A 12,533-nucleotide genomic window follows, 5' to 3' on the forward strand; every position below is an offset into this window, starting at 1 on the left:
GTACAGAGAATCAAGCATTTTTTTCTCAAGTACGGTAGGGCATACCGAAACTATCTCTGAAATGAGATGAACGACTGGGGAGACTCACCCCTCTGGAGTTGATTGGGAAACCAGTTGGCTTTAAGGGTTGTCAATGAATCAGTAATCCAAAGCCGTGAGGCTTGGAGAATCCCCTTTCTTTAGAAATGGGGAGTATGTCAAAGACCAGTAGATTGGGTTGGCAAATCCTGCCAACCTGATTTTTTTTAAGATATCACGGCTTCTGGTAAAATCAACATTCCATCCCCAAAGGAATAAAAACGATAGGGATGAGCAAAACCCTCAGCTTTTTGAGCGATCGCATCTTGGTACAAATCTAACAGGCGTTGACGACCAATTAATGCCGCGACTAACATCATTAAACTCGAACGGGGAAGATGAAAATTAGTAATTAACCCATCGATCACCCGAAATTGATAACCCGGATAAATAAAAGCCTCTGTTTTTCCGCAGTAGGGAGTCAGTTTACCCTCAGCCATCGCTACTCCTTCTAAGGTTCGCACTACGGTTGTTCCGACTGCAATAATTCGTCCCCCATTGGCTTTCGTTTTCTCAATTTGTTCTACGGTTTCTGCGGAAACTTCTATCCATTCCGCGTGCATTTGATGAGTGGTAATATCTTTAACTTCTACGGGGCGAAACGTACCCACTCCCACGTGTAACGTTACAAACGCTTTGTTAATGCCCTGATGGTGCAACCGTTCAAACAGTTCCTCGGTAAAGTGTAAACCCGCAGTCGGCGCTGCAACAGCCCCCGGACGTTGGGCATAAATCGTTTGATATTGTTGAGGTAAGGCGTCTGACTGGGTAACGTATGGGGGAAAAGGAATGTGACCAAACTGATCCAATTGTTCGATCAAAGACTGTCCGGCCGGTAAATCAAACTGTAATAACCGTCCGCCTGTGGCTGCATCAGTTTCTACAACGGTAGCGCTTAAAGGTTGCAGAACCTCTTGATCAGTCGAGTTGAGCGATTCAAATTCAACCCGAACACCAATTTTAAAGCGTCTTCCCGGTTTAACTAAAGCTAACCAACAATTCGGCTTTCGTTCTTCGATCAACAAAATCTCAACGGCAGCCCCACTGGATTTGTTACCATAGAGACGAGCCGGAATGACCCGAGTATCGTTAAATATCAGTAAGTCACCCGATTTTAGGTAATTGGGGAGATCCTGAAAGATACGGTGATGGTGAGAAGTGAGCGAATCAACGACTAACAAGCGAGATTGATCCCGAGGAATGACAGGGTTTTGGGCAATTCGTTCCTCCGGGAGTTCGTAGTCATAACCTTCTGTTGTCCAGTCCAGTCTGTCTGTTTCCATAGTGTTCAGAAATACTCAAAGCCGTTCATTACTCAATTCCCAATCAGTTTGGGTATAATCCCCCATCTCAAATCGGGTGCTTTTCCCCTGGCAAGAGTAAGCTAATCTCGCGACTATATAAGTATAAAGCGGTAAAACCGAGAAGCACAGAACCCGCCCTGTTTGCTCCTCATCGCCAGTCTTGCCAGAACAAGAGAAGCGATCTAAAGGCGGGAGGACTATGCGGGAGAAGATCGACGATGGAATACCTCTACTACCTTGCCAATACCAGCCTTACGCTTAGAGTTGTAGATCATTTACGCACTCAGACTCAACTCCCTGTCCGGTTGGTGACTGTGATTCACCAAATCGATGGCTGGATTGTCAAAGTTAAAATGAGTCAGTCTCTAACAGCTAAACAGCATGGAGACTTTAGAGCGTTTATGAGTGAGTTGGGAATTCCCTACGAACCGAATATTCGGATTAAGATGGCCCTGTGGGGGCTAGAAACAGGACAGTCTCCCTTGAGTGTGATGCGTCGCTATCAAGTGGCTGTGGTGTCTCATGGTCAACCGAATCGAGAGGATATTGAGGCATTCCGAACTCAGTTTGTTCAAGGTCTGGGTTACTGTCCAGAGGCTCTGGCTTAAAGATTCACCTCTCATCCTCAAATGCAGATTGAATGTAGTTTTGTAGGATGAGCTGATACCCTTTCCACTGAACAGGTTGACCCAGGGCAGTCGGAAACAAGGACTCAGGAGTGATTGAGCCAGAATCCTGACTGGAATTATAAACGGTGAGGCGATCGCATCGAACCAGGGCAACATCAAACCGACACGGGAAGTCAGCCAGTTCCGGGCGATCGCTTAAAAAGGTTTGAGCAGATTTAATTAGTTTGGCTTGTTTAGTTGGGGTAATCGCTAAAAGGCCATCTTCATCCCAATTGCGTTTTTTACGGGTTTTTACCTCTACAAAAATTACAGTGGACTCAGGTTTTGAGTCTGCTATTTTTCGTGCAATCAGATCGATTTCTCCCCAACGACAGCGATACTGATGAAATAAAATTTCCCAACCTTGTTGGTTTAACCACGCTTGTACCAGTTGTTCTCCCAAAGTTCCGATGGTTTGAGACAGGGGATAAGAAGAATCACGGCTCGAAAAAGGAATACTCACGGTAGGATAGAGTTGAAATTTGTTTGCGGACTTGATTAACATAAATATTGATCAGAGTTCAGACCTCGAAAAAATAGTTGGGATATGAATAATAGTATTTTCTTACGATTTCAGACCATTAGTTTAGCTTTTCTCGTTGGACTTTGGTTAATTGTAACCGGGATAACTTCTCAACCCGCAGGGGCGGAGAACTACGAGAAGCGAACCCTCTTAAATGCTGATTTCTCTGAACAGGTTCTCACAGACTCTGAGTTTGACTTTGCGAACTTGCAGGAAAGTAACTTTAGCCATAGTGACTTGCGGGGCGTTAGTTTGTTTGGGGCGAAGCTACAACGGACGAATTTTGAAGGGGCGGATCTCCGGTATGCCACCTTAGACACGGCTCGCTTTAACAAAGCTAACCTCACCAATGCCATCCTAGAAGGGGCTTATGCTTATAATACTGATTTTACCAATGCGATTATCCAGGGGGCTGATTTCACCGATGTTTTATTGCGTCGAGATATGCAGCAAAAGCTCTGTGCGGTAGCTGAAGGAACAAACCCGGTGACGGGACGCAATACTCGCGATACCCTTTACTGCAACTGAATTGCTGATTTTGACTTGAACCGTTCACCCTTGCTACTGCTGGGGTGTCTTTTTTTTTGCCTGAGTTAGTCTCAGTCTAAAGCTCATCCAAAATTTTCTTAATCAAGACCCATTTCTTATGATAGAATCTTTCTTCGGAATTATAACTTAAGAATTACTTGCATTAACAGCTTAAGTTAATCCCTAGAGTGTAGAATCTTGAAGCTCTAAAAACGTTTGATTTCAAGGAATAAAGCCGAAATGAGTAAAATTACACGAAGAGTATTTTTAGCAAGTGGAACAGCGATCGCCGCAGTAACTTTAGGAGAACTCGGTAGAAGGAATCCTAGTTTTGCTAATGCAGGAGTGGTTAACCTGTATTCATCCCGACATTATGACACTGATAATCAACTTTATGAAGGCTTTACGAAAAAGACTGGCATTAAGATTAACCTAGTTGAAGGTGATGCAGCTCAGTTAACTGAACGAATTAAGAGCGAGGGTGCTAATAGTCCCGCAGACGTGCTGATCAGCGTTGATGCGGGAAATTTGTGGAAAGCCCAGCAGCAAGGGATATTTCAGCCTATTTCCTCTTCGGTTTTGAATAACGCCATTCCCGCTAACTTACGAGATCCGGGAAATCACTGGTTTGGTCTGTCTAAACGGGCTAGAGTGATCATGTACAATAAAGCCAAAGTCAATCCGGCTCAACTGTCTACCTACGAAAATTTAGCAGATCCCAAATGGAAAGGGAAAGTGCTGATTCGTTCTTCGAGTAATATTTACAATCAATCTTTAGTGGCGTCGCTCCTAGAGGTTCATGGCGGCGCAGAAACCGAAAAATGGGCTAAGGCTTTAGTTGCTAACTTTGGTCGTCCCCCAGAAGGCAATGATACCGCTCAAATTCAAGCCGTTGCTGCCGGGGTTGGAGATTTAGCTATTGCTAATACTTACTATTTAGCGCGTTTAGCGAGTTCCAGCAAAGCGGAAGACAAAGCCGTTGCCCAAAAAGTCGGAATGTTTTTCCCGAATCAACGAGATCGGGGGACTCATATTAATATTAGTGGTGCAGGAGTCGTGAAGTCAGCACCGAATAAAGCAGGAGCGGTGAAGTTTCTAGAATATTTGGTGAGTCCTGAAGCCCAAAAAATCTTTGCTCAAGGAAATCATGAATATCCTGTTGTTTCGGGAGTACCTGTTTCAGGGACTTTAAGTCAGTTTGGAACCTTCAAAAGTGATTCAATGAATGTCGCCGTCTATGGTAAACAGAATCCCGAGGCGATTCGATTGATGGATCGGGCGGGTTGGAAATAATCATCTGACTCACCAGCGTCTTTGATGGAAAATAAGGGGAAAAGCCTAAAACTCTAAAGGTTATCTGGCTATCCCCCCAGATTAATAGGCACTTGATTGATTAACAATTTTCCATAGTGAAGTCAGACTTTATTTTCAGTCAAAAAATAATTCTAGTGAGCTTCTTGAGTAATCAGTTCAGACGGGTTGAGGGATTTTGATACAGAAGTAACATGATTCATTGACTTACGTTTGCTCGGAACTGCGGCTAAAACTGCGGGTAACGCTAGACAAATTGCACCGTTAGCAAAAGCGAGTAATAAGCCAGATAAAATACCTGTTTCCATTATTGCACTTCTAAGTTTAGATCTTCTATTGTAAATCACTTCGGCGATTTTTACAAATCAAATCGAGATTTACAATCTTCTCCAGATATAAATTTCTGTTGGCACTCATAAGCAAGATTAATTATATCATGTCCGGTTGAACAGTTATAAATAAACGACAGAGGAGTCAGGAGTCAGGAGTCAGGAGTCAGGAGGAAATAAAGAAGAAGAAAGAGTCGGATTATGAGAAAGTTTTTTATCACTAATTATCCGGACATAATATTAAATGTCCCTAGATAGTCGAGTTAAAATCTTGATAAAACTTAACGCGATTTTCGGTTAATATTGTTCGATAAATTGTCGTAAAGCCTCGTGATACAAAATTCCTCCGACTTGACGGACATTGTTATGACCTGCTCCGGGTACAATTAAAAGTTGTTTGGGTTCAATTGCTGCGGTAAAGAGTTGTTTGCTCATTTCGACAGGAACAACGCGATCATTTGTGCCATGAGTAAATAAAATCGGCATTTTGAGCTGAGAAACTTTAGAAATTGAATTGAAGGTTTGAGTTAAGAGGAGATCAATCGGGAACATCCAGTATCTTTTTTGAAAATCAACCATTTTACGAATAGAAGTAAAAGAGCTTTCGATAATTAACCCCGCTATTTCTGGATGTTTAGAGGCTAAATCAATTGCGATTGCACCCCCGAGAGAATGACCAAAAATAAAGATATGATGAGGATTAATCCCTCGTTCATGGATTAAGTAATTCCAAGCTTTTTCTACATCCTCGTAAACAGTTGTTTCTGTAGGAATCCGTTTGGTGCTGCGTCCATATCCTCGATAATCAATCAAAAAAACAGACAAACCCATGTGATGAAATTGTTGAGCCAAATCTAAATTCGCACTAATATTACTGCGATTACCATGACAATCAAGAATAACACGCTTTTCCGTAGGGGAATCAGAAGGAATCCACCATCCATGAACCTGTTCTAGCTTCCCCGTTTTTGTCGTTACAGGAAGCCAAACTTCTTGATAAGGTAAATTAAATTCTGCGGGTGTAGTTTGAATTTTTCTGGAGGGAAAAAAGATAAACCGACTTTGAGCAAAGCGAAGAATCAGACAAGCTATTGTATAGGCGAGTGCAGATCCGACTGCTAACATCAGTTCCAGTCGTCCCAAAAAAATGCGAATTGTGTCTGTCATACAACCTGATTTCCCGAACTTAATTCAACTCTGTATTATTTTTAGCGCGTCAGGTTTGAGTTCAGCACTCACCCCTCCCAGCGCGAAGTGTGCGTGACAGTTTCCTATCATACAGTTTAACACTTACTTCCTGCTTTTTCACTTGATTTTGAGTGTAGCTGTTGATCACCGCTTTGTATAGGTACGTCTGGTTTTCTGTGTCGTTAGAAGCGCCTTCTGATCAAATCTAAAAACCGATTATTTTCATCGTACAGATTCTATTTTAGTCGAGAACCGGGGATTAAGACTCATTCTCGAGAAGCTCTAGTTAGTCCCGTTATTTTCTCGGTAAAATTGACTCAAAACTCTCTCCAGTGTTGATACTTGTTGGGTGTATTATAGCGTTTAAACTGTGTTTTATCAGACTTGATTTCAAGTCTTGTTACCGCAATATTCTGAAATCTATCTTCAACGGGCTAATCGGAATGGTGAGGGTAATGACGTGTTAGAATAAAAAAAATATTGATCAGGAAATTTTCAAAGCAGTAAAAAAGGGGGTTTGACCCCAGAGCTTTTCACCTACCACGCCCAAGCCATTCTCAAACTAGGACACCATAAAAAACAGGTTATTGTTGATGTTTGTGGAATGATACAACCCAATAAAATCGCCGTGTTATCAGTTTTGAACCACTATTTAATCAGTTAAAAACCAGACGGGGTTTTCATCTCAACTGCTTTCAATAGACGTTTAATCAAGGGTGAAATAATGACAGATTCTTTACCAGATTTATCCATTGGCATCGCTTGGTGTTTGGCTTGGGGAGAAGAAACTCAACCTCAAGTCAATCTAGAAATATTACAGCAAATGCGAAAAGCGATGCTGGAAAATCAGGAAGTTTCGGAGGAAGTTAAATTAATCGTTCAACAGGTGAGGCAATTAGAAGATATAAAATTTCCCGACACTTTAGCTGATTTAAAACAATTAACTGAAAAATATTCAACCCTTTGGAATTCTAAAATCGGTTTAATTTACGGAGGGGCAACTAAAATCAAACAATATGTATTTGAAGCCGCAAAATTACCCGACGTTCGGGGCGCATCGGCACTATTAGATCGGATTAATTTAGTTGATTTACCCGCATTTTTTGGGAAAGGCAAGTCCATTACTATTTCACAGTGGCTGAGTAAAAATTTACCGGATTTAGAAGCAGCTTTAATCCCTGAATTAATCATCTATTCAACAGGCGGAAATATCTTAGCCTTTTGTCCGGCTGCATTCGTCGATCAACTCTGTGATGCCATTGAAAAACGTTACACCTACGAAACTTTAACCGCTAATTCCTGTGCAGTTGGAGATTGTTTTAAGTTTTTAGAATTGCGTTTAGGTGTCCTTCCCGATACTATCGATGAAAACTGCTTTTGGCTGGAAAAATATCGTCAAAATCGAAATCATCCCCTGCTAGAAGCCTATTATAAACAGCCAGATGTTAACGAAGACGAACAATTTAAAAACCGCAAAAGCTTTAATGAACTGGTCACAAAACTAGCAATTCAATTCAATCAGCGACGCAGTGGAAATCACACCGAAAACCGCCTGAGTCGTCGTTATCCGCCAATGTTTGAAACTCATCCTTATTTAGTTCGGGATGAAAGTGATCGCCGTTCAGCTATTGCTAAAATCGATGAAATTGCAAGTCAACCGCTTGTATCAGAAGCATTAGTTCGGAAAAAAATTGTGGGTCAAATTGCTAAAGATGAAGCTTTACAAGATCATTTACCAACTTGGTTTAATAAGCTTCAATTAGGTTGGCAACCGACAGGTATTAAAATCAAAAGTTGGGTTGGGGAATTTGAAGACTATCTCAAAGAAAACCGCGAACAGAAGGATAAATATTATTCGGAATGTCCCGATCCTGAATGTTACCAGCCTAAAAAAGCCGGAACTGTGCGAGAATTAGGGAATGTTTATAACGGTTTTATTGCTTATATCTACGCCGATGGTAATAACATGGGAGGTTATATTCAGAAAGAAGTTAAAACCCCCCAAGATTACAAAAAATTTAGCCAAGATATTTTCAACGCAACAGAAAAAGCCGTTTATTATGCGTTATCTGAACATCTCCGACCCCATCAGTTAAAAAACTTAACCGATCCAGATATTGAAAACAAAAATGGAGATTGGATTCATCCCTTTGAAATTATTACGATTGGCGGAGATGATGTTCTTTTAATTGTTCCGGCAAATAAAGCGTTAGAAGTTGCCAAAACATTGGGTGAAAAATTTGAAGAACTGCTGAAAACAAGGGGTTATAATTCAGATGAAACCTACACGCCTCAAGCGGTTCATCGTTGTCATGGTGATAATCTTCCAACCGGAAATAATCAATGTGAACTCAGTATCTCAACCGGAGTTTTAATTACTGCTGAAGAAACACCGATTTACTATGCTGATAAGTTAACAAATCAACTGCTGAAATCGGCGAAAGAACGTGCAAAACTGTTGCGAAAACAAGGATATTATGGGGGAACAATAGACTTTTTAACCATGAAATCAGTCACAATGATTGCATCGAGTATTAAAGAGTTTCGAGAACAAGGACTTACAAAAGATTTTACCAAACCCAAGCTAAGACTCTATGCAGCACCTTACACCTTACATGAAATCGGAGGACTTTTGAAAACTGTTCAAGCTTTTAAAAACGTAGATTTTCCGCGATCGCAACTGTATCAAATTCGCAGTTTACTCGAACGAGGAAAACGCACCGCAATTCTAAATTATCGCTATTTTAGGGTACGTTTAACTCAAGGAAAAGGTACAATAAAACAAGACTTTGAAGACGTTTGGTGTTCAGCAAAAACAAATGATGGAATTATAGCACCCTGGATGTATGAAGATGGAAAACGCGATAAAGACAAGCCAGAAGACCCCTATTATGAAACAATTTGGCGAGATTTAGTAGACCTATTTGCTTTTACTGAAAAAACAAATACCGACTCATCAAAAGCATCTGAACAACCAACAGAGGCGAATCAATGATCTCTCTAGAAAACTTCAATTTATCGATAGAATCTCACACCATTACTGCAACGCTTGACACCGCTTTGTGCGTGGGTGCGGGAGGTTCATCGGGTTCTTTGGCGGATAAACCTATTCTTCGCAATACAGACGGAAATTTACTGATTCCAGCATCTCAAATTAAAGGTCGTTTGCGACATGAATGTGAGAAAATAGCCAGGGGTTTAGGTTGGGCGGTTTGTCAATCTCCTACACCGAATACCATGTGTCCTCAACGAGAGGGTTTATCGGAAAATGAGGAACAAAAATTTCATCGTGATGAATATCAAATTGATGATCAATATCACTGTTTAATCTGTCAAATCTTTGGCAATCCTAGCTTACACTCTCGCGTTTTATTTGATGATTTGATTTGTACAGAAAATCCAGATTATCTCCCTGAAATTTTACGTCCCGGTGTAACGATTAATCGCCGTCGTCGCACCGCAGAAGAACAAAAACTTTACTTTCTAGAAACCTCTCCCGTCAACGCAAAATTACAATTCACAGGTCAGATTCATTTCTTACCCAACTGTCCAAATTTTGCCAAAGTATTAATCGCTGCGGGATTGCATCATATTCATGCGTTGGGTGGGAGTAAATCCACAGGTTTAGGTTGGTTAACTTGGAATTTAGAAAGCACATTATCTGACATTAATACAGAGAGTTCAGCTTGGGAATTTCTCGCTAAAGGAGTCCAAAAATGAATCGAATTCAACTCGAAATAGAAGCATTATCTCCCCTCGCCATTGGTCGTCATAAACCGGGTGGTTCTATTAGTGAAGCCCAAGATTATATTCCCGGTTCTGTTATCCGAGGTGCGTTTGCTTCTGTTCTGTTACAATCCAATCAAAACCCCGAACCCAACGATGATTTTCACGCCCTATTTTTGGATGAAAACTCGGCAATTTTTCAAAATGCTTATCCAGCCAATCCACCTAAAAATCACACAAAAATTGATACAGTTTTAGTTCTTCCTGCAACCGTTCTCAGTTCCAAAGCGAAGCCTGGTTTTAAAGATAAAGGAAATGGGGTGTTTGATACTTTAATTGATCAGTTTTGTGCGGAAGATTATGGTCAACTCTATGATCCAAATTGTCCAAAAGATTATGATCGCGTTGATAATTTTAGCGGATTTTATTGTAAAATATATGATAAATATCATCCACTCTCAGCGAACAAACGTCTGTTAACGCGAGTTGGAATAAACCGAAAACGAGCCACTGCTGAGGAATCAATTCTCTACAGTATTGAGGTGTTGAATGAATCCAAACCCAAAAAGGAAAAGCCGTCAATCTATCGAGGTGCGATTCTTGTACCCGATGGAGAACTGGCTGAAAAGTTACGTGATTTTATTAATAAGCACAGCGAATTATTTCGTTTGGGGGGTTCAACTTCGCGGGGGTTAGGGAAAGTTAAAATTCAAGCAGAGTTACGAGAAAATATAGCTTCAGTTGAGGATCGAATTCAACAATTTAATGCTAAACTAAAAGAAAGATGGCAACTCTGGGGAAGTTTATTTAGTCCGGCATCAGGAAAATATTCACAAGAGCGAACCTACTTCACACTAGACCTTCAATCTGATGCCATCTTAACTGAAAATTGGCGGCGAACAACCGTTATTTCAGAAGCAATGCTAAAAGAATTTGCAACAGTTGATGATTCATCTTTCCAGCTAGAAGTCGCCTATAGCAGTTATGACTATTATTCGGGTTGGAATGCGGCTTGGGGGTTAATGAAAGACGTTGAGTTAGTCACGAATAAAGGAGGCGTTTATCTGTTTAGTATTAGTAAAACTAAAACTGAAACTTGGTATTCAGCTTTAAAAAATTTAGAAAGTAAAGGAGTCGGAGAACGAACAAATGAAGGGTTTGGACAGGTGCAAATTTGTAATGAGTTTCATTTGAGATTTCGGGAGGAAGCTGTATGAACGAAGATATTGAACAACAAAAAGAACTCAAAATCAAAGCTCAAAAAGAACTTAAAATTCAGGAAGGTATTCGTAAAAAGGAAGATGAAATCGTGATTTATATACAGAAAGCGTTAGATAAAACAAGTTCCTACGGCAAATTGGAAGAATCACAGTTTCGCAATTTAGTGAGAGTTGCAGAGAGTACAGAAAGTACAGAAGTGATTAAAAACTTTTTACGTTATCAAGTAGGTCGTGATAACAAATGGGGTAGAGGTAAAGAATCTTTGGCTGCAACAATCATTGACGATATTGATAATCAATTGAAAGAACTTGCTCGTAAGATTTCAAAAGAAGCAAAAACCGATGAATATAACTCTATTTTGATTCAGCTAACACGTCGTTACTTAGGATATGGTGCGCGTTACCTGAAGTACAAACTAGAAGGTGAATTTTAAAGCATTTTTATCATTTTAATCACTTGATATTTAGGAATTTAGCATCATGCCACAATTAATTATTTCAACAGTCGGTACAAGTTTATTGACGAATCAAATTGACCGAGATTATGATCCGAGTAGCTGGCTAGAACGCTTAAATGAAGCGGCTAACTATACTGTTGAGGAAATGGAATATTATCCAGACGTTCAAAATATTCTTGAAACCTTAAAACAACGAGTCGAGGATAAACTCTATAATGAAGATACGGAAGATGATGAAATTAGAGAAATTAGTGCAGAACTCAATGGTATTTATGGTATCTATGAGTATACAGAGAAAAATCCGCAAGATCAACATTGGTTAATTACAACAGATACAGCACAGGGAAAAATAGCAGCTAATATTGTCGAACGTTTCTTAAAGTTAAAGTTAAAAGGAATGACAGTTGAAGTTTATGCTCCAGAGGAACTGTCTACTAAAAGTACAGGCAAGTTTAAACGGGGTATTGATCAACTATTAGAACAATTTCAAAAAACTTTGCCAGAATTTAAAAGATATGGCTATGAAATCAAATTCAATTTAGTGGGTGGTTTTAAAGCTTTACAGGGATATTTAAACACGATTGGAATGTTTTATGCTGATGAAATCATTTATATTTTTGAAGGCGCAAACTCTGAAGTGATTAAGATTCCTCGACTACCCATAAATATTGATGAGACTGTCATTAAACCTTATACCCTTGAAATAGCACTGATGGTAGCCGGAGTAGAATTTAATCGTTCTGAACTTGGAGGCATTCAAGAAGCATTGATATTTGAAGTTGATGGCGAAGTGATTTTATCGAACTGGGGAAACCTGATCTGGGATCAGAAAAAAACTGAACTTCTCTCTGGTGAACTTTTGACTTTTCCTAAGCTTAGGTACGAGCGATCATTTGTTCAGGACTATCAAAGAGTTAGTGATAACAAGGAACGAGCTAAACTTCAAGAAACCCTTGCTAAAGTTTCTAAGTTACTTAGTCAATCAAAAAATGGAGTACAAGCTTTGAAAGGGGATGGAGGTGTACAACTTGAGACTTACAAAAATACAAATATTGATCATTTTCGGGTTAATTTAAGTATGCGAGTCAGTTGTAAGTTTGTTGATGGGGAAAATTTATCACTTCGGCACTATGGAACTCACGATCATGTCGAGCGCAGTGAACAAGTTTAAAAAACTAGGATTAAATCCTGATGTTCAGT

Annotated in this window: 12 protein-coding genes; 8 read left to right on the top strand and 4 right to left on the bottom strand. The window is 40.0% G+C overall.

The window, feature by feature from the left end; all coding sequences use genetic code 11:
- Positions 1-245: 245 nt before the first annotated feature.
- A complete protein-coding gene (gene queA, locus WN50_RS15495; RefSeq protein ID WP_046277205.1) occupies positions 246-1,361 on the bottom strand; it encodes a tRNA preQ1(34) S-adenosylmethionine ribosyltransferase-isomerase QueA in 1,116 nt (371 codons plus the stop codon).
- Positions 1,362-1,600: 239 nt separating this feature from the next.
- On the opposite strand from queA, the gene WN50_RS15500 reads away from it, so the two are divergent.
- Positions 1,601-1,990, top strand: a complete 390-nt coding sequence (locus WN50_RS15500; RefSeq protein WP_046277206.1) for a hypothetical protein — start codon at positions 1,601-1,603, stop codon at positions 1,988-1,990.
- A 4-nt stretch (positions 1,991-1,994) separates the two neighbouring features.
- Here WN50_RS15500 and WN50_RS15505 read toward each other — a convergent pair whose 3' ends face one another.
- Positions 1,995-2,555, bottom strand: coding sequence for a YraN family protein (locus WN50_RS15505; RefSeq protein WP_082172456.1), 561 nt, complete (start codon positions 2,553-2,555; stop codon positions 1,995-1,997).
- A gap of 42 nt (positions 2,556-2,597) precedes the next feature.
- Between WN50_RS15505 and WN50_RS15510 the strand changes: the two genes are divergently transcribed.
- Together WN50_RS15510 and WN50_RS15515 are read left to right on the top strand one after the other, a co-directional pair.
- On the top strand, positions 2,598-3,101 hold the full coding sequence (locus WN50_RS15510; protein ID WP_046277207.1) for a pentapeptide repeat-containing protein: 504 nt from the start codon (positions 2,598-2,600) through the stop codon (positions 3,099-3,101).
- Positions 3,102-3,341: 240 nt separating this feature from the next.
- Positions 3,342-4,394, top strand: coding sequence for a Fe(3+) ABC transporter substrate-binding protein (locus tag WN50_RS15515; protein WP_046277208.1), 1,053 nt, complete (start codon positions 3,342-3,344; stop codon positions 4,392-4,394).
- A 152-nt stretch (positions 4,395-4,546) separates the two neighbouring features.
- On the opposite strand, the gene WN50_RS34680 is transcribed toward WN50_RS15515, so the two are convergent.
- Together WN50_RS34680 and WN50_RS15520 are read right to left on the bottom strand one after the other, a co-directional pair.
- Complete coding sequence (locus WN50_RS34680) at positions 4,547-4,720, bottom strand: hypothetical protein (RefSeq protein ID WP_160315391.1); 174 nt, start codon at positions 4,718-4,720, stop codon at positions 4,547-4,549.
- 318 nt (positions 4,721-5,038) lie between these two features.
- Complete coding sequence (locus WN50_RS15520) at positions 5,039-5,908, bottom strand: alpha/beta hydrolase (protein WP_046277209.1); 870 nt, start codon at positions 5,906-5,908, stop codon at positions 5,039-5,041.
- Between the two features lie 745 nt (positions 5,909-6,653).
- Between WN50_RS15520 and cas10 the strand changes: the two genes are divergently transcribed.
- Genes cas10 through WN50_RS15545 form a run of 5 tightly spaced genes read left to right on the top strand, consistent with a single transcriptional unit; the run spans position 6,654 to position 12,504 of the window.
- The gene (cas10, locus tag WN50_RS15525; protein ID WP_046277210.1) at positions 6,654-8,924 is read left to right on the top strand and encodes a type III-B CRISPR-associated protein Cas10/Cmr2; all 2,271 of its coding nucleotides are present in this window, start codon (positions 6,654-6,656) and stop codon (positions 8,922-8,924) included.
- A complete protein-coding gene (locus WN50_RS15530; RefSeq protein WP_046277211.1) occupies positions 8,921-9,649 on the top strand; it encodes an RAMP superfamily CRISPR-associated protein in 729 nt (242 codons plus the stop codon). Before cas10 ends, WN50_RS15530 begins: the two co-directional genes overlap by 4 nt.
- On the top strand, positions 9,646-10,872 hold the full coding sequence (gene csx10 / locus WN50_RS15535) for a type III-D CRISPR-associated RAMP protein Csx10 (protein ID WP_046277212.1): 1,227 nt from the start codon (positions 9,646-9,648) through the stop codon (positions 10,870-10,872). The genes WN50_RS15530 and csx10 overlap by 4 nt, the downstream gene beginning before the upstream one ends.
- Positions 10,869-11,309 (top strand): hypothetical protein, encoded by a 441-nt coding sequence (locus WN50_RS15540; RefSeq protein ID WP_046277213.1) that lies wholly within the window; start codon positions 10,869-10,871, stop codon positions 11,307-11,309. The genes csx10 and WN50_RS15540 overlap by 4 nt, the downstream gene beginning before the upstream one ends.
- A 46-nt stretch (positions 11,310-11,355) precedes the next feature.
- A complete protein-coding gene (locus tag WN50_RS15545; protein ID WP_046277214.1) occupies positions 11,356-12,504 on the top strand; it encodes a putative CRISPR-associated protein in 1,149 nt (382 codons plus the stop codon).
- Positions 12,505-12,533 lie beyond the last annotated feature (29 nt).

Source organism: Limnoraphis robusta CS-951, from assembly GCF_000972705.2.